This is a genomic window from Pseudodonghicola xiamenensis DSM 18339 (assembly GCF_000429365.1).
Classification (GTDB): domain Bacteria; phylum Pseudomonadota; class Alphaproteobacteria; order Rhodobacterales; family Rhodobacteraceae; genus Pseudodonghicola; species Pseudodonghicola xiamenensis.
Window position 1 is genome coordinate 56036 of the sequence record NZ_AUBS01000019.1, and the last position, 17472, is coordinate 73507.

Sequence of the window (17472 nt, forward strand, 5' to 3'; positions counted from 1 at the left end):
CTCCCCCTATTTCAGGTGCTTCCTCAGCGCCGAGGGCCCTGATTTCTTCCGCCCCTTGTAGGGGTTCTTGTCATTCTGGCTGCGCAGGGTCAGCCGGATCGGCGTGCCGGGCATATCGAAATCCTGCCGCAAGCCGTTCACCAGGTAACGGGTATAGCTGTCAGGCATCTTGTCGGGATGGCTACACATCACCACGAATCCCGGCGGCCGCGTCTTGGCCTGGGTCATGTAGCGCAGCTTGATCCGCTTGCCCTGCGGCGCGGGCGGCGGGTGCTGTTCCAGCATGCCAATCAGCCAGCGGTTCAGCTTCGCGGTGGAAATCCGGCGGTTCCACACGTCATAGGCACGCAGGATTGCACCGTGCAGCCGATCGAGCCCCCTGCCCGTCTTGGCAGAAACCGTGACCAGCGGCGCACCGCGCAACTGCGGCAACAACCGGTCGAACGCCTCTTTCAACTCGCGCAGCTTTTCCTGCTTGTGCTCCTCGACGTCCCATTTGTTGACGGCGACAACCACCGCGCGCCCCTCGCGCTCCGCCAGGTCGGCGATGCGCAGATCCTGTTGTTCAAAGGGGATGGCCGCATCCAGCAACACCACCACGACCTCGGCGAATTTCACCGCGCGCAGCCCGTCCGAGACAGAAAGCTTTTCCAGCTTTTCCTGCACCTTGGCCTTTTTGCGCATGCCGGCGGTATCGAAGATCCGCATCGGCGTGCCGTCCCAGTCGATGCGCAGGGAAATCGCGTCGCGGGTGATCCCGGCCTCCGGCCCGGTCAGCAGCCGGTCCTCGCCGAGGATCTTGTTGATCAGCGTCGACTTTCCGGCATTCGGGCGCCCCACCACAGCCACTTGCAGCGGCTTGGCCGCAGTCGGCACCGGAGTGGCGGCGATCTCTTCACCGTCCTCGTCGAAATCGACATCCTCGTCAATCTCCACTTCGGTCTCGGGCGCATCCTGGGCGGCGCGTTCGGCGAAATCGTCGGCGATGGGCATCAGCTGCGAATACAGATCATTCAGCCCCTCGCCATGTTCGGCCGACAGCCGAATCGGTTCGCCAAGCCCCAGGCCATAGGCCTCGATCACGCCGGCATCGGCAGCAGCACCCTCGGCCTTGTTGGCCGCCAGCAGCACATGGGCAGAGCGTTTGCGCAGGATATCGGCGAAAATCTCATCCGTCGGCGTCACGCCCACGCGGGCGTCGATCATGAACAGACAGACATCGGCCATATCCACCGCGCGTTCGGTCAGCCGCCGCATACGGCCCTGCAGGCTGTCATCAGTGGCATCCTCAAGCCCGGCGGTGTCGATCACGGTAAAGCGCAGATCGCCCAGCCGCGCCTCGCCCTCGCGCAGATCTCGGGTCACGCCGGGCTGATCGTCGACCAGCGCCAGCCGCTTGCCGACCAGACGGTTGAACAATGTGGACTTGCCGACATTCGGCCGGCCCACGATGGCGAGGGTGAAACTCATGCGAACGGACTTTCGAAAACCTGAATGCGCCCTTTAACGCATCCCCGCGTCAACGGAAAGCGTAGAGTGTTCCCTTGGTGCTGACCACGTAAAGCGTGCGCCCAGCGACAACCGGAGCCGAGGCCGCGCCTTCCGGCACCGACAATGCCGACAGCCAGCTCCCATCCCGGGGATCGAAGAAATTCACATGCCCGTCGGTCGAGGCGACCACGATCCGCCCACCGGCCAGGATCGGCCCATAGTTGGCATAAGACGGGCCACGCTTGCGCGAGGTGTCGCGCAGATCATTGTTCAACTGCGCGGTCCAGATCGTACTGCCGTCCCGGGCGTCCAGACGGGTCAGTCGATTTTCGTCGCTGATCAGGAACAGGCTGCCCCCAGCCGGGACCACCGGCCCGAGCGCGCCTTCATCGGTGGTCCAGATGCGTTCACCGCTTTCCAGATCATAGGCCACGGTGCGGCCGGACTGATTGCCAGCATAGACCCGGCTGCCATCAATCACCGGGCTGCCGGTCACATCCATGATCATCGACCGGGCGCGCCCCTTGCGCTGCCCCGCGACAGAGGCGAACCAGCGCCGCAGCCCGCCCTTGCGGAAAGAGGCCATCAGGTCACCCGACCCGAAGGCGAAAATCGCCAGCTCCTGGTTCACCGCCGGGGCCGGTGCGCCCAGAACATTGGCCACACTGGGGGTCGCCGAGATCTGCCAGGCGATCCGCCCGTCCGAGGCCTTCACTGCCCAGCCGGTATCGTCACCGGCCACCAGATAGACCAGCCCGTCATAGACCGTCGGCTGCCCCGAGCCGGTGGCGTCAAGCTTCTGCTGCCAGCGCAGGTCTCCGGTAGTCGCATTCAACGCGGTCAGCCGGCCATAGCCGGAAGAGACGTAGATAGAGCCGTCGTGATAGGCGAGCCCGCCGCCGGTCGCCTGACCGTCCTTGTCGGAGGCGGGAATCAGATCGACGCTCCAGGCCACGGTGCCGGTCTGGGTCACGGCGGTGACCGTGGCAGAGGAATCGAGCGTATAGATCATTCCGTTGGCGACCACGGGGGCTGCTGTGATCCGCTGGCGCAGGCTATTGCCCTCACCGATCGGGGCGGTCCAGGCAAGCTGTGGCGCCGCCGCCAGCGCGGCGTTGCCGACACGATAGGTCGGGCTGCCCTGCCCCTGCGTCCAGGCGCTGTTGTCCTTCTGGCCGGGCAGGCTGATCGGACGAATTTCATTGCCCCGCGCCGCCGCTGCGATCTGGGCCTCGCTGGCCGGCAAGATCGCCTCACGATCCCCCGGCAGAATTACCTCCGGCTCGGTGCAGGCGGACAAGACCAGTGCCGTACTGCCAAGCAAGGCCAGACCGATACGCGGAAGAGAAAACGCTCTGCTCATTGAAAACTGCCTGTCGTTAGTCCGTCGTCATATCGTCCGGGGCGCGCGTGCCATGGGCCCCGGTTTCAGCCCTGTTGTTCGCCGCTTACCGCCGCGGGCGTCCCACCCAGCGCCACGATGACCTGATAAACACGCTGCTGCAAGGTGGCATTGATTTCAGCATCCTGCAGGATCCCCTGCAGCCTGTCGATCGCCGCGTCGCGTTTCCCCTCGGCAAGGTCGATCAGTGCCAGTTGTTCTTCCGCCAGCAACCGTAACCCGCTGCCCGGCTGCGCCAGCGCCTCGAACCCCTGACGCCGCTGATCGGCGGGCAGGGTATCGGCCTGCAGCGTCAGCGCCTTGAAGCTGGCGATCTGGCGGTAAATCTCGGGCAGATCGCCATTGCGGGCGACCTCTTCCAGATCGGCCACGGCAGCGGCAGTGTCGCCATCCTCTGCCTGCGCAGCAGCGGCAAGAAAGCCCAAGACGGCCTCGCCCCCAGGGCTGGCCGCATCAATCTTCGACAGGGCGGCGGCCCGACCGGCCGGCGCATTCTGATCCAGCGCCGCCAGCATCGCATCCCCCAGCGCCCGGGCGGCGGTCGTCTCCTGCGCCTTGCGATATTCGTTATAGGCCGCGCCGCCCACCACAGCCAGGATCACCACAACGGCAATCCAGCCATATCGCCGGATCAATGCGAAAAGCCGATCGCGGCGAACCTCTTCGGTGACCTCATCAATGAAACTGTCGGCGTCGCTCATGCCTTGCCCCGCCCGCGTTCCGGCGGCCTCCTGTTGACGGTGCCGCAGGCCTCTGCGGTTCACTTCGATGCCCCGGATAGCGACCGCGCGACCGGCGTGCAAGGCCGCACCGCCAACCGCCGGAGATCAGGCGCATTTTCTCCTCTTACAGCGCATCCCGCCGCAAGCCAAGGGGCGCGGCCTGACCCCGCGGCTTCGCACCGTCTGGCCCTGCGGCAGCGGGTCGCGAATTTTCATCTTGGGATTATGTCATTCTGACCGTCTAATCTGTTATATCTGCCACAAAGTTAGCTCATTTCACTTGTATCGCATTTGCGGTTCCGGCCACCAAGGATGATATCCCATGCGACCGATCCCCGTTCTGACCGCTATTCTCGTTGTCGCCATTCTCATTCTCGCCGTCTTCAAGCGCGACGAATTGCTAAGCTTTGCCAGAGGCGCCCAGGCCGCCGAGACGCCTGCGGCCATGACCACAGCGGCGCCAGCCACCTCACCCTCTGCCCCCACCCGGGCCATGCGGGTGGTCGCGCTGCATTCCCGGGCGCGCACCATCGACAGTGCCGTGGTGTTGCGCGGTGAAACCCGGGCCGCGCGTCAGGTCGAGGTAAAGGCCGAGACCACCGGTGCGGTGATTTCCGATCCCCGTCGCAAAGGCAGCTTTGTCGCCGCCGGAGACATCCTGTGCAAGCTCGATCCAGGAACCCGCGCCGCCAATCTGGTCAAGGCCCGCGCGACCCTGGCCGAGGCCGGGGCCCGCCTGCCCGAAGCCGACGCCAAGCTGGCCGAAGCAGAGGCGAAACTGGCCGAGGCGCAGATCAACCACACCGCCGCCAAACAGCTCAACCAGGGGGGCTATACGGCGCAGACGACGCTTCTGGCCCGCGCCGCCGAGGTCCGCTCGGCCGAAGCGGCGATCGCCTCGGCCCAGGCCGGCATCCAGTCCAGCCAGGCCGGCGTCGAAGCGGCCCAGGCCGCCGTCGCGACCGCCGAACGGGAAATCGCGCTGCTGACCATCACCGCCCCCTTTGAGGGTTTGCTGGAATCGGATGCCGCCGAACTGGGCAGCCTGATGCAGGCCGGCAGCCTCTGCGCCGTGGTGATCCAGCTCGACCCGATCAAGGTGGTCGGCTATGTGCCGGAAACCGAAGTCGCGCGCGTCCGGCTCGGCGCAGCGGCGCAGGCGGCGCTGGCCACTGGCGAGAAGATTGCCGGACAGGTCACCTTCCTGAGCCGCGCCGCCGATCCCGCCACCCGCACCTTCGAGGTCGAGATCACCGTGCCGAACCCCGACCTGACGATCCGCGACGGGCAGACCGCCAGCATCGCGATTTCGGCCCAGGGGGCGCTGGCGCACAGGCTGCCGCAATCGGCGCTGACGCTGAACAACGAGGGCCAGCTGGGCGTCCGCGTCGTCGAGCCCGGCGATATCGTCGGATTTCGCCCCGTCGCGGTGCTGCGTGACGAGGCCGATGGGCTATGGATCGGCGGGCTGCCCGATACCGCCGATGTGATCGTGGTAGGGCAGGATTTCGTGACCGCCGGTGTCCATGTCTCCCCGACCTATCGGGAGCTCTCCCGATGACCGGGATGATCGACTGGGCCGCCGCCCGGGCGCGGATGGTCCTGGCCTTCATCGCGCTGTCGCTGCTCGTCGGTGGCTACGCCTATGTCTCGCTGCCGAAAGAGGGCGAACCGGACATCGAAATCCCGATGCTCTTCGTCTCGGTGCAATTCCCCGGCATCTCGGCCGAGGATTCCGAAAAGCTGCTGGTCAAGCCGATGGAGACCGAGCTGGCCGATATCGACGGGCTCGACAAGATGAGCGCGACCGCCGCCGAAGGCTATGCCGGGGTGGCGCTGGAGTTCGCCTTCGGCTGGGACAAGACGGCCACCACCGCCGACGTGCGCGACGCGATGAATGCGGCACAGGCGAAATTCCCCGAAGGGGCAGAACAATACACCATCGCCGAGATCAATTTCTCGGAATTTCCGATCGTCATCGTCAACCTGACCGGCGCCGTGCCTGAACGCACGATGGCCCGCATTGCCAAAGACTTGCAAGACGACCTTGAAGCGCTGGATGCGGTGCTTGAGGCAGGAATCGCCGGCAGCCGCGACGAGATGCTCGAGGTGGTGATCGACCCGCTCAGATTGGAATCCTACAACGTCACCGCGGCCGAGCTGATCAATGTGGTGCAGAACAACAACCAGCTCATCGCCGCCGGTGAGGTGAAAAGCGATCAAGGCACGTTTTCGGTCAAGCTCCCCTCGTCCTTCAACAGCCCGCAAGATGTCTATGAGCTTCCCGTCAAGACCAACGGCGACCGGGTGGTCACCCTGGGGGAACTGGCCCAGATCAACTATACCTTTGAGGATCGCGAGGGCACCGCACGGTTCAACGGTGAAAACACGGTCGCGCTGCAAGTGGTCAAGCGCAAGGGTTATAACCTGATCGACACCGTCGCCGAGGTGAAGCAGGCACTGGAAAAGGCCCGCGCCAAATGGCCACCCGAACTGAAAGCGGCGGTGACGCTCGGCACCTCGAACGATCAAAGCCGCATCGTCGCCTCGATGGTCAGCCAGCTCGAAGGATCGGTGCTGACCGCCATCGCGCTGGTGATGATCGTGGTGCTGGCCAGTCTCGGCAGCCGGGCGGCGCTGCTGGTGGGCTTTTCCATCCCCACCTCGTTTCTGCTGTGCTTCGCCCTACTGGCGGCGATGGGCGTGTCGATTTCCAACATCGTGATGTTCGGACTGATCCTCGCCGTCGGCATGCTGGTCGACGGCGCCATCGTGGTGGTGGAATATGCCGACAAGCGCATCGCCGAAGGCTCCGGCCCGATGCACGCCTATGTCGAGGCCGCCAAGCGGATGTTCTGGCCCATCGTCAGCTCGACGGCGACGACGCTCTGCGCCTTCCTGCCGATGCTGTTCTGGCCCGGCGTCTCGGGCGAGTTCATGGGCATGCTACCGGTGACCCTGATCTTCGTTCTGTCCGCCTCGCTGGTGGTCGCGCTGATCTACCTGCCGGTGATGGGTGGCGTGACCGGGCGGATTTCGCGCGTGTTTTCCCAGCTTTCCGATATGCTGCGGGCACATCTGCCCTGGCCGGCCCGGGCAGCATTGGTGCCTGTCGCGCTCTATTCCATGTTCCTGGCGGCGATGCAGGTGCTGAACCCCACCTATCTTCTACCTCAGGGCATGTCGCCCATGCTGGCGTCGTTGCTCGGCGGGATTTTGTTCCTGCTGGCCGCTTTCGCCGGCTCCGTCACGCTGAGCGCGGCGCGGATTGAACGGGCGCGCCGGACGATCCGGCCAAGGCGGAGGCACACGGTGTTCGGCTGGGTGATTCATCTGATCACCGGCAACCCCGTCACCCCGCTCCTTGCCGTGGCGGCGGTCTTTGCCGGCATATATTACACCGCCTTCATCCTGTTCCCGGCACAGTCGAAGGGGGTTGAATTCTTCGTCGAATCCGAACCCGAACAGGCATCGGTCTATGTCCGGGCGCGCGGCAACCTGTCGCTGACCGAAACCGATGCGATGGTGCGCCAGGCCGAAAACGTGGTGCTGGCGCATCCGGCGGTAACCAATGTGTTTTCCTTCGCCGGCAACGGCGGCCTGACCCAAGACACCGGCGGCGCCCAGCTTCCCGCCGACACGGTGGGCCAGATCCAGTTCGAAATCACCCCCTGGGAAGACCGCCCTACCCGCCGCGAACCCTGGCTGGGCGGCCGGCTGGAGCGCGAGATTTCGGACCCCGCCTATGACGGCGATCTGGTGTTGGAGCAGCTTTCGGCCGAACTGGCCAAACTGCCCGGCTTCGAGACCGAGATCACCGCGCTGGGACGCGGGCCGGCCTCGGCCAAGCCAGTACATCTTCGGCTCAAGGGCGACGACTGGGAGCTGCTGCAACAGGCTGTCGCCGTCGCCCGGGCCAAGTTCGATGCGACCCCGGGGCTGATCAAGACAGAAGACACCCTGCCCCTGCCCGGCATAGACTGGCAGGTCAATGTCGACGTCGAAAAGGCCGGTCGCTTCGGGGCCGATGTCGCCACTGTCGGGGCGATGGTGCAACTGGTCACCCGGGGCATCCTGCTCGATACCATGCGGGTGGACAGCTCGGACGAGGAAATCGACATCAGGGTGCGCCTGCCGCGCGAGGATCGGGTGCTCTCCACCCTCGACACGCTGAAACTGCGCACCGTTGACGGGCTGGTGCCCCTGTCGAATTTCGTCACCCGCAAGCCGGTCGAGAAGCTGGCCACCATCAACCGTGTCGACCAGCAGCGCTATTTCGACGTGAAGGCGGATGTGCAGCCGGGGCTGGTGAAGGTGATCGCCCCGGCTGACGGAATGCTGATCGCCACGCTTCAGCCCCTGCCCGACGGCACCACTGGCGAGATCATCGCCAAGACCGGCATCGCCTATGGGCTTGCCGCGCTGGCCAATGGGGTCGAGGCCGCGACGGTGCAGCGGGCGGTCGATGACGGCGCACGGCTGGCGCCGGTCAATGCCAATGAACGGATCGCGCTGCTGACCGACTGGCTGGAGAGCGATCCCTTCCCCCCCGGCATTGACTGGGAATGGACCGGCGATCAGGAGGAACAGGCGGACAGCCAGGCTTTTCTGACCAAGGCTTTCGCCGCCGCGCTGGGGCTGATGTTCCTGATCCTGCTGGCGCAGTTCAACAGCTTCTACAACTCGGTGCTGGTGCTGCTGGCGGTGGTCTTGTCGACCACCGGCGTGCTGATCGGCATGATGGTGATGGATCAGCCGTTTTCGATCATCATGACCGGCACCGGCATCGTGGCGCTTGCCGGGATCGTGGTGAACAACAACATCGTGCTGATCGACACCTATCAGGAGTTCAGCCAATACATGCCCCGGATCGAGGCCATCGTGCGTACTGCCGAGGCGCGCATTCGCCCGGTGCTGCTGACCACGATCACCACCATGGCGGGGCTGACGCCAATGATGTTCGGCCTGTCGCTGGATTTCATCGGCGGCGGTTATTCGATCGACAGCCCCACGGCGCTCTGGTGGAAGCAATTGGCGACAGCGGTGGTCTTCGGTCTGGGCATTGCCACCGTGCTGACGCTGGTGGTCACCCCGTCACTGCTGGCGATCCGGGTCTGGCTTGAAACCTATCTGCGCTGGATCGGGCTGTTGCTGGCCCGGCTCGGTGCCGGCAGCTCCGGTGAGGTTGCGCAGGACATGCGGCTGCATCGCGAAATCCGACGCCTGAGGGCAACCGAAATCCTCTGGGACGAGGGCCCGGTGCAGGGCATGCCACCGCCCGCATCTCCGGACACGCCGGGCTGAGAGATATCCACGCACTGCGGTGGGGCAAGAATGATTCGCCCCGTTTCATGCCGCTGCGACCATCGGAATGTGGCAATTTTGGACAGAAACCTGATCAACCTGTAGGCGATCAGACAAGAGCAAGAGACAATCAAGTAGACCTCTCCGGCATTGTCCCACCAAAGGGACCAATTTGAATACAAATTTTGCGAAAATTGTCCCTATCTGCAACACTCGCCACTGGTTCACTTGGGAGTATTTTTAAATGCTGCGCACTATCAAGATTGCTGCTGTTTCGGTCCCGGCGTTGATCGCCTCGACCATTGCAGCTTCGGCTTCAACAACCGCTGGCACCTGGTGGTTTCCGGGCGATTGGAACTGGGGCCATGACGGCGGATCCAACAATTCGCAGGTTCCGGAGATCGACGCATCGACCGGCCTGCTCGCCATGGCCGCCATCGGCGCCGCCCTGCTGCTGTCCTGGGAAATGAAGCGCCGTCGCGCGCGCTGATCCCCCAGGATAGAGGGCACCGACCCCCGGCCGGCCTGTCCGCTCAGATCAAAGACCAGTCGCCGCTCAGCACCGCTGCAGCGGCGACAATTGCATTTGCCACCGCATGCGCGACGATGGCATCGCCCAGCCGGCCCTTGCGCAGCATCACCAGCGCAAAGATCACACCGGCAACCCCGGCTTCGACAATCCGACCATGCAGGAGGGCAAAGCCAGCAGTCGACACCGCCACAGCGGCGATGCGCATCGGCAGGCTGCCGGTATCGAGCCGCGCCATCAGATAGCCGCGAAAGAACGCCTCCTCGACCATCGGAACCAGGAACGAGGTGCCGATCACCCGCACCACGCCCCAGGCCATCAGCGCCCCACCGCCCAGCGTTGCCAGGCCATCGAGCGGCGGCCCGCCACGATCCGCCAGCGCGATCCAGCCCAGGCCAATCAGCACCCCGGCGCCCAGGGCAACCGGGTCCAGCTGCCACTCCAGCCGCAGAAACGGACGGCGGAACAGCCACAGCCCCAGCGCCATCATTGCCGCCTGCAACGGAAAGCCCAGTGCCGGCACCTGCCAGAAGCTGTTGACGATCAACCCGGAGAGCATGAAGAGGATGAAGGGAAGAATGCAGGCGGCCGCCCAATCATCTGTCAGCCGCCGATCACCCGCCTCACCACGCCCCTGAACCGGAGCAACCACATTCTCCTCCGGTGCGCGCTGCAGCCAGCGCATCTGCTGAACCACCGACAAGACCCCCAGCGCCAATACCGTAAAGAACAGCCAGCCGGCAAAGCTGTGGAATCCGTTCACCGCCAGATCGGGCGAAACATAGCTGCCCAGAAGGATCAGCACCGTGATCCGGATCACGTTGAAGACCCAGCTCACCAGCAAAGCCACAGGAAGGACCACCAGCCAATAGCGCCCGGGCCGCAGCATCCCGCGCATCAGCATCGCATAGATCACCATGAAGCCCGCAATCAGGGCAAACCCCTCGACCCCGGAACATTGCGCTGAGATCTCAACCCGGAACCATCCGGTGCCGATAGTCGGCGGATAAAGCGCCAGAAACACCTCCTGACCAGCGGCCGACAGCAGCACCGCCACCCCGTAGAAGGTGGAAATTTGCAGCGCATAAAGGCTCCAGGCCTGGTTCAGCACCGCAGCCAGATCGGGGATCAGCGCGGCGAGTGCCGCCAGTGCCAGCATCAGCGCCCCGCCCGAGCGCAACCAGCGCCCCCAGTCGCGCGGCCCCATCAGCCAGAGCAGGCCGCCGATCCCCGCCAGCAGCGCGCCGCCGGCCAGCAACGCCATGTACCTGGCGAAGCCGGTCTCGTGACTGCCGGCATCGGCCACCAGCCAGGGCAGAAAGATCACCGCGATCCCGACCAGATGCAGCGCGGCCCAGCCCAGCCGCCCGGTGATAGCCCCCGTCAACGCCGACAACCGATGCCGCAGATCGGCGCGCAGGGCCAAAACCAGCGCCACGGCGACCACAACGCACAGACCGCGCAGCGCCCCGCTCCTGAGCGCACGGCAGGCGTCCTCGATCCCGGTCTGGCGACATTCGAAGCTGGAGAAGACCTGAAACACCAGCACGATCGCCACCAGTTCGGCTATCAGGATCGCCAACCCCAGTCCCGCGCGTCTGCCCATATGCCGCCCCTACCGGCAGATGCCGGCCCTTCAGTTATCATCTCCCCTCTCCTGACCACAGCATCGGGTCGGGAAAAAGGCGAAAATCGGGACATATTCGGGTCGATGACCGAAGGGGAGCTCAGGACCTGCGCGGGAAAACCGCCCGCGCAGGCCCCGGGCCGGGATCAGGCCGCGTGATCTTCCGACAATTGCCGCCGCCACAGCGTGGCATAGCGCCCGCCCTGAGTCAGCAGTGCCTCGTGGGTGCCCTCTTCCACCACCTCGCCGCGGTTGAGGACGACGATCTTGTCCGCCTCGGCGATGGTCGACAGCCGGTGCGCGATGGTGATCACCGTGCGCCCCTCGCCCGCGCGCTCCAGCGCGCCCTTGATCTCCTGCTCGGTATGACTGTCGAGCGCCGAGGTCGCCTCGTCCAACAGCAGGATCGGCGGGTTCTTCAACAGGGTCCGGGCGATGCCGACCCGCTGCTTTTCCCCGCCCGACAGCTTCAGCCCGCGTTCGCCGACCTGTGTCTCATACCCTTCGGGCAGCGAGATGATGAAATCGTGGATTTGCGCTGCGCGCGCGGCCTCGACGATCTCCTCCTCGGTGGCACCGTCACGGCCATAGGCGATATTGTAGCGGATGGTGTCGTTGAACAGAACGGTGTCCTGCGGCACCACCCCGATGGCGTCGTGCAGACTGGTCTGGGTCACGTCCCGGATATCCTGGCCGTCGATCCGGATCGCACCGCCGGTGACATCGTAGAAACGGAACAGCAGCCGCCCAATGGTCGATTTGCCCGACCCGGTGGCCCCGACGATGGCAACCGACTGACCCGCCGGCACATCCAGGCTGACACCCTTCAGGATTTCCCGGTCCGGGTTATAGGAGAAATGCACATCATCGAGTTCGATCCGTCCGCCCGTCACCTTCAGCACCGGCGCGCCGGGCTTGTCACAGACCTCCTGCGGCTGCTCCAGAAGATCGAACATCTCGCCCATATCCACCAGCGCCTGGCGGATTTCGCGGTAAACGGTGCCAAGGAAGTTCAGCGGGATGGTGATCTGGATCATATAGGCGTTGACCATGACGAAGTCGCCCACCGTCAGGGTGCCGTTCTGCACGCCGATGGCGGCCAGCACCATCACCCCGATCAACCCAAGGGTGATCAGGAAGGACTGACCGAAGTTCAGGAAGGACAGCGAATAAGCGGTCTTCAGCGCCGCCTGCTCATAGCCGCGCATGGCCACGTCATAGCGTGCGGCCTCGCGTTCCTCGGCGCCGAAATATTTCACCGTCTCATAGTTCAGCAGGCTGTCGATCGCCTTCTGATTGGCATCGGTGTCCTGATCGTTCATCTCGCGGCGCAGCTGCACCCGCCATTCGGTGACCTTGAAGGTGAACCAGACATAGATGGCGATGGTGACCGCGACGATCAGCAGATACCAGGCATCGAACAACACCGTCAGGATGATGGCGACCAGCGTCAACTCCAGGATCAGAGGGCCGACGCTGAACAACAGGAAGCGCAACAGGAATTCGACCCCCTTCACCCCGCGCTCAATGATCCGGCTCAGCCCGCCGGTCTTGCGGCTGATATGATACCGCATCGACAGCCGGTGGATGTGATTGAAGGTCTGCAGCGCCAGCCGCCTCAGCGCCCGCTGCGCCACGGGTGCGAAGATCGCGTCACGCAGCTGCTGCAGGCCTGAGTTCAGCATCCGCGCCACCCCATAGGCGACGGTCAGCCCGACCGCCCCCAGGGCGATGTTCGGCACGCCCTCCTTGGCTAGCGCGTCCACCGCCTCCTTGTAGAGGATCGGCGTATAGACCGCGATCAGCTTGGAAATCACCAGCGCCGCCATCGCCAGCACGACGCGGCGTTTGACCCAGGGCTGGTCCTGCGGCCAGAGATCGGGGGCGACTTTGCGGATGGTGCGCCAGCCCGAGGCGCGCTCGGTCCGGGCGGGGGGAGTAATCGGTTGGGTCATGCGTCTTCCTTGCCAGTGTCCCCACATAGGGCGACACTTGCGAAATGGCCAGAGCCAGAGGTGCCACAGTAGGCGTCTGCCCGTCTTCGCCGCCCGTCTTCGCCGCCCGCATGCTCCCGCCTGAGACACGCCCTGAAGGGCCGCCCTCCCCCCGATGCGTCAGGCCAGAAGGCGGCCTGCGGAGGCCACTATTCCGGCAGCGCGAAAACCTGCCCCGGATAGATCAGATCGGGGTCGCGGATGCGGTCGCGATTGGCCTCATAGACCCGCACGTAAAACGGCCCGTCGCCATAGCGCGCCCGCGAGATCGCCCAAAGCGTGTCCCCCTTCTGCACCGTCACCACCCGCACTGCCGGAGCATCGCCCGCCCCGCCGGCCTCGGTTCCCGCTGGGGTCAGGACCTCCGGCGCCTCGCGCTTGAACGGGGTCTCCAACCGGTTCGTCACCTTGCCACCGGCGTCGATCTCATCGAGCCTCAGCGTATAGACACCCGGCCGGATGCCCGAAAGCCGCCCCTGCCAGCGGCCATCCTCTGCCACGGCCACGTCGGCCACCGCGGCGTTGTCGAGATAGAGGCGCACCACCCTCCGCCCCCCGGCAATCCCCGAGAGCAGCACATCGCCCCCGGCGCTGTAACCGATGGTGTCGAGCCTGAGCCCGGCATTCTCCCCCGGCTCCGCAGCGATGGCGGGCTGTAACAGTTCAACCCCATCTGCACCCGTTCGCAGCACCGCGACAGGCGCCGGTTCCTTCCCTGCGGCAGCCGCAACAGGCGCGTCCTGCGACGGCGCACCGCCTTGGGCCGGGGCCTGCTCAACCGCGGCGTCGGGAACCGAAGCCACGGTTTCCCCGACCGGTTCTTCCGTCTTGACCGGCGCCACCGGCTGCGGCGCCAGGATGATCTGATCTTCAGACACCTGGCTCTCCGCGCCCAGCTCGGCCCGCAGCGTCAGGACGCGCGGCGCCTCGCTCGGTGTCAGGCTCATGAAGCCGACGAAGGCGCCATCGGCTCCCGCCGTCAGGGCCTGTTGCTCGATGCCATCGACAAGGATCGTCACTCGCGCCCCGGCCGGGGCGCGCCCCGCGATCACCGCCGTACCGTCCGGCTCGACCCGAACCAGATCGAAACGCGGCGGCACCGACTCTGCCGTCCCTGCCACGGTCGGCCCCCTGTCCGGGGTCACCCCCTCCTGCGCCGGAGCGGCCTGCGGCACAATCACCTCAGAGGTCTCGGGCGCCCGCTCTGTCAGGGCTGCGGCCGGCGCCTCGGACTTTTCCGGCATCACGACCGGCGCGGAAGAGAACGCACCGGCATAGTAGAGCGCCCCGGCCCCGACGGCGACCACCGCGATGCCCGCGACAGCCCCCAGCATCCACCCCAGACCTGCGCGTCCCGTTTCAGCACTCATCTCCGTCCATCCCCGATCTGCTCCAGTCCCGTCCCGACCGCGGCACCTTTTGCCCCCGTTTGCCGGAGATCTGCACGCGCCGCGGTTTCGCCATTCCGTTACATCGCCGTCCTATCATTCACCGCGCGGCGCCCTTCCCCGGAGAAAGGGCACGCCGCCGACCTGTGGTTGAGCCAGCCTAGCAATGGGTCTATCAAGGGTCAAAACACGTATTCCTTCCCCCAGGCAAGAGAATGAAAGGCGCCCCCATGAGCAGGAAATCCGTCTGTGTCTATTGTGGCTCACGCCCGGGCGCCCGGCCCGCCTATGTGACCGCCGCCCAAACCCTCGGCGCAGCCCTTGCGGCAGAAGACTGGCGGCTGGTCTACGGCGCCGGCGACGTCGGTTTGATGGGAGAGGTTGCCCGTGCCGCCCAGGCCGGCGGCGCCGATACCTTTGGGGTGATTCCGCAGCACCTGGTTCGCCGCGAAGTGGGCAAGAGCGATCTGAACCGCTACGTGATCACCCAGACCATGCACGAACGCAAGAAAGTCATGTTCATGAATGCCGACGCGGTGGTGGTACTGCCGGGCGGCGCCGGGTCGCTGGACGAGCTGTTCGAGGTGCTGACCTGGCGCCAGCTCGATCTACATCGCAAGCCGATCGTGATCCTCAACACCGAAGGCTATTGGACCCCGCTCAAGGCGCTGATCGACCAGATCGTCACCGAGGGGTTCGCCGAACCCTCTCTCGCCGGATTGCTGAGCTGGACCGACACCCCGGAGCAGGCGATGGCCCTGCTGCGCGACGCGCTGCACTGATCCGGCACTTCTTCCCCCGCCCCCGCCCAGGGCGCCACAGCCCTGGCGCGGCAGCTTCGGATTTGCGCGGCAAGGAACATTTGGAGAATGACGAAGGGAATGGACGCGCACGGAAAGCGCCTCCCGCCCCAGGCCCCGCGATGAGCGGGCCGCGCCCGCGAAAAGCGCGCCGGACAGACAAACGCCCGACCAATCGGCCGGGCGTCGTGATCTTGGATCGCAGGCGCGATTATTTCAGGCGCGACGCCACGTTTTCCCAGTTGACCAGATTGTCCAGGAAGTTGGTCAGATAGGCAGGACGCTTGTTGCGGAAGTCGATGTAATAGGAATGTTCCCACACATCGCAGCCCAGCAGCGCGGTCTGATCGAAGCACAGCGGATTGACGCCATTCTCGGTCTTGGTCACGGCCAGCGAACCATCGGCGGTCTGCACCAGCCAAGCCCAGCCCGAACCGAATTGCCCGGCACCGGCGGCGGCGAAGTCTTCCTTGAACTTCTCGACCGAGCCGAAGGATTCGACCAGAGCCTTTTCCAGCGCACCCGGCAGAGCTGCGCCGCCCGGGCCCATCATTTCCCAGAACTGGGTGTGGTTCCAGTGCTGCGAAGCGTTGTTGAAGATGCCGTTCTGGGCGACCGCACCGGCCTGATAGGTGCCCTTGACGATCTCTTCCACCGACTTGCCTTCCCACTCGGTGCCGGCGATCAGCTTGTTGCCGTTGTCGACATAGGCCTTGTGGTGCAGGTCGTGGTGATATTCCAGCGTTTCCGCCGACATGCCCTTGGATGCCAGCGCATCATGTGCATAAGGAAGATCGGGTAGTTCAAAAGCCATCTTGGACCCCTGCTGATAAAGTTGCGTTTCCCTAGAAGTACATGCGGCGCAGCCTTCGGCAGGTCAAGGGCAATGACGGCAAAAGCCCCCACCCGGCCAGGTTGAGCCGATCGGGAAAGACGGCAGAAAGGCGGACAGGATGCTGACGCGATTGCGCAAGGCGCTCTATCGGGCACGCGGCGCTTATCAGGGGACCTTGGGTGGGGTGCCGTTCCGGCTCGATCCCTATCACAGCAAATTCTGGCGCCGCGCCAGCGCCGGCGCCTGGGAACCCGAGACCTTCGCCGTGCTCGACGCCCATCTGGCGGCGGATCGCGATTATCTGGATATCGGCGCTTGGATCGGGCCGACGGTGCTTTATGCGGCGCGCAAGGCGCGTCATGTCTGGGCCTTCGAACCCGATGCCACCGCCTTCCGCCACCTGGCCTGGAACATCGACCTGAACCGGATCACCAATGTCTCGGCCCTGCCGGTGGCACTGTCGGATCGCACCGGGGTGGCCCGCATGGCAAGCTTCGGCGGCGAGGCCGGCGACAGCATGACCAGCCTGCTGAATGCCGAGGCTGCCGGCGGCACCGATGTCGTGACGCTGGATTGGGCGGCCTTTGCCGCCGATACCGATCTCTCGGCCGTCTCTCTGGTCAAGATGGATGTGGAAGGCGCCGAATTCAGCCTGATCCCCGCCCTGCTGCCCTGGCTCAAGGCGCAGCGCCCGGCGCTCTATCTCTCCACCCATGCGCCCTATCTGCCTGAAGACGAGCGGACGGCGCGGATGGCGGCGCTGGCAGAACAGCTGTCCTTCTATGCCTCGTGTCGCGACGATGCCGGTCTGCCCGTGACCGCGGCGGATCTCACGGCGCCCGATGCGCTCAGCCGGTTCCGAAGCTTTCTCTTCACCGGCTGAGGCCGTGGATTACTAATTTGCCCCCTTCGGCGGCCGCAGGGCACATTTGCCACTGCCGCGAATCTCGTTGTCATAGCCTTTCAGGGTTCCCGTAAATCCGATCCTTAGACGCTTGGTATCGAGATAGATCGTGCTTTCGGTCTTGAAGGTCTCGGTCCTGAACTTGATATCGTTCAGCTCCCAATTCATCCGGTATTTGCCCTCGCTCACCGGCACAGGAATTACCTTGATCGGCTTCAGCTCTGCATAATGAATGTAATTGTCATAGACGGAGGCTGTCTTGAAATCATCTTCAGAGAAAATGATCACGGTTTCCGGGACCATACCGCCCATTGCCTGGCTAACCAGTGTACACTCATAGGTTTTCGAGGTGTCACTGGCGGCCGCAGCAGCTCCGGCACCGAGGCTGACCCCAATCGCAGCGCCAACGCCTAGACGCAGATAACGATACAAGCCCGTGCACGGCCTATGGAAACGCGCCCCTCCGGCATGAAAGA

General features: G+C 64.8%; 13 protein-coding genes. 5 read left to right on the forward strand and 8 right to left on the reverse strand.

All coding sequences use genetic code 11. From position 1 onward, the window contains the following. Positions 1–6: 6 nt before the first annotated feature. The 3 genes from der to G455_RS0115195 form a co-directional block, all read right to left on the reverse strand. Positions 7–1470, reverse strand: a complete 1464-nt coding sequence (gene der, locus G455_RS0115185; RefSeq protein WP_028094477.1) for a ribosome biogenesis GTPase Der — start codon at positions 1468–1470, stop codon at positions 7–9. Positions 1471–1519: 49 nt separating this feature from the next. Further along, positions 1520–2854, reverse strand: coding sequence for a PQQ-binding-like beta-propeller repeat protein (locus G455_RS0115190; RefSeq protein WP_051312547.1), 1335 nt, complete (start codon positions 2852–2854; stop codon positions 1520–1522). Positions 2855–2919: 65 nt separating this feature from the next. Continuing rightward, positions 2920–3594 carry a tetratricopeptide repeat protein gene (locus tag G455_RS0115195; protein WP_028094479.1) on the reverse strand — a complete coding sequence of 225 codons (675 nt, stop codon included), beginning with the start codon at positions 3592–3594 and terminating at the stop codon, positions 2920–2922. A gap of 343 nt (positions 3595–3937) precedes the next feature. Between G455_RS0115195 and G455_RS0115200 the strand changes: the two genes are divergently transcribed. The 3 genes from G455_RS0115200 (at position 3938) to G455_RS0115210 (ending at position 9409) form a co-directional block, all read left to right on the forward strand. After that, positions 3938–5176 (forward strand): efflux RND transporter periplasmic adaptor subunit, encoded by a 1239-nt coding sequence (locus G455_RS0115200; protein ID WP_028094480.1) that lies wholly within the window; start codon positions 3938–3940, stop codon positions 5174–5176. Next, entirely contained in the window at positions 5173–8919 is a 3747-nt protein-coding gene (locus tag G455_RS0115205) for an efflux RND transporter permease subunit (protein ID WP_028094481.1), read from the forward strand. Before G455_RS0115200 ends, G455_RS0115205 begins: the two co-directional genes overlap by 4 nt. A gap of 244 nt (positions 8920–9163) precedes the next feature. Next, positions 9164–9409 (forward strand): VPEID-CTERM sorting domain-containing protein, encoded by a 246-nt coding sequence (locus G455_RS0115210; protein ID WP_051312548.1) that lies wholly within the window; start codon positions 9164–9166, stop codon positions 9407–9409. 43 nt (positions 9410–9452) lie between these two features. Here G455_RS0115210 and xrtE read toward each other — a convergent pair whose 3' ends face one another. The 3 genes from xrtE to G455_RS0115225 form a co-directional block, all read right to left on the reverse strand. Continuing rightward, positions 9453–11054, reverse strand: coding sequence for an exosortase E/protease, VPEID-CTERM system (gene xrtE / locus G455_RS0115215; RefSeq protein WP_028094483.1), 1602 nt, complete (start codon positions 11052–11054; stop codon positions 9453–9455). 167 nt (positions 11055–11221) lie between these two features. Further along, on the reverse strand, positions 11222–13030 hold the full coding sequence (locus G455_RS0115220; RefSeq protein ID WP_028094484.1) for an ABCB family ABC transporter ATP-binding protein/permease: 1809 nt from the start codon (positions 13028–13030) through the stop codon (positions 11222–11224). A gap of 188 nt (positions 13031–13218) precedes the next feature. Next, positions 13219–14439 (reverse strand): LysM peptidoglycan-binding domain-containing protein, encoded by a 1221-nt coding sequence (locus tag G455_RS0115225; protein WP_028094485.1) that lies wholly within the window; start codon positions 14437–14439, stop codon positions 13219–13221. A 248-nt stretch (positions 14440–14687) separates the two neighbouring features. On the opposite strand from G455_RS0115225, the gene G455_RS0115230 reads away from it, so the two are divergent. Then, positions 14688–15239, forward strand: coding sequence for an LOG family protein (locus G455_RS0115230; protein WP_028094486.1), 552 nt, complete (start codon positions 14688–14690; stop codon positions 15237–15239). 229 nt (positions 15240–15468) lie between these two features. Here G455_RS0115230 and G455_RS0115235 read toward each other — a convergent pair whose 3' ends face one another. Beyond that, positions 15469–16071 (reverse strand): superoxide dismutase, encoded by a 603-nt coding sequence (locus G455_RS0115235; protein WP_028094487.1) that lies wholly within the window; start codon positions 16069–16071, stop codon positions 15469–15471. Positions 16072–16210: 139 nt separating this feature from the next. Between G455_RS0115235 and G455_RS0115240 the strand changes: the two genes are divergently transcribed. Then, positions 16211–16975 carry an FkbM family methyltransferase gene (locus G455_RS0115240; RefSeq protein ID WP_028094488.1) on the forward strand — a complete coding sequence of 255 codons (765 nt, stop codon included), beginning with the start codon at positions 16211–16213 and terminating at the stop codon, positions 16973–16975. 12 nt (positions 16976–16987) lie between these two features. Here G455_RS0115240 and G455_RS0115245 read toward each other — a convergent pair whose 3' ends face one another. Continuing rightward, a complete protein-coding gene (locus tag G455_RS0115245) occupies positions 16988–17428 on the reverse strand; it encodes a hypothetical protein (protein WP_154664399.1) in 441 nt (146 codons plus the stop codon). Between the last annotated feature and the right edge of the window lie 44 nt (positions 17429–17472).

Bases quoted from the DNA above. Each gene is read 5' to 3' on its own strand.
- G455_RS0115190 (WP_051312547.1), bottom strand. From the start codon at position 2,854: ATGAGCAGAGCGTTTTCTCTTCCGCGTATCGGTCTGGCCTTGCTTGGC.
- G455_RS0115195 (WP_028094479.1), bottom strand. From the start codon at position 3,594: ATGAGCGACGCCGACAGTTTCATTGATGAGGTCACCGAAGAGGTTCGC.
- G455_RS0115200 (WP_028094480.1), top strand. From the start codon at position 3,938: ATGCGACCGATCCCCGTTCTGACCGCTATTCTCGTTGTCGCCATTCTC.
- G455_RS0115240 (WP_028094488.1), top strand. From the start codon at position 16,211: ATGCTGACGCGATTGCGCAAGGCGCTCTATCGGGCACGCGGCGCTTAT.
- G455_RS0115205 (WP_028094481.1), top strand. From the start codon at position 5,173: ATGACCGGGATGATCGACTGGGCCGCCGCCCGGGCGCGGATGGTCCTG.
- G455_RS0115220 (WP_028094484.1), bottom strand. From the start codon at position 13,030: ATGACCCAACCGATTACTCCCCCCGCCCGGACCGAGCGCGCCTCGGGC.
- G455_RS0115210 (WP_051312548.1), top strand. From the start codon at position 9,164: ATGCTGCGCACTATCAAGATTGCTGCTGTTTCGGTCCCGGCGTTGATC.
- G455_RS0115235 (WP_028094487.1), bottom strand. From the start codon at position 16,071: ATGGCTTTTGAACTACCCGATCTTCCTTATGCACATGATGCGCTGGCA.
- G455_RS0115230 (WP_028094486.1), top strand. From the start codon at position 14,688: ATGAGCAGGAAATCCGTCTGTGTCTATTGTGGCTCACGCCCGGGCGCC.
- xrtE (WP_028094483.1), bottom strand. From the start codon at position 11,054: ATGGGCAGACGCGCGGGACTGGGGTTGGCGATCCTGATAGCCGAACTG.
- G455_RS0115225 (WP_028094485.1), bottom strand. From the start codon at position 14,439: ATGAGTGCTGAAACGGGACGCGCAGGTCTGGGGTGGATGCTGGGGGCT.
- der (WP_028094477.1), bottom strand. From the start codon at position 1,470: ATGAGTTTCACCCTCGCCATCGTGGGCCGGCCGAATGTCGGCAAGTCC.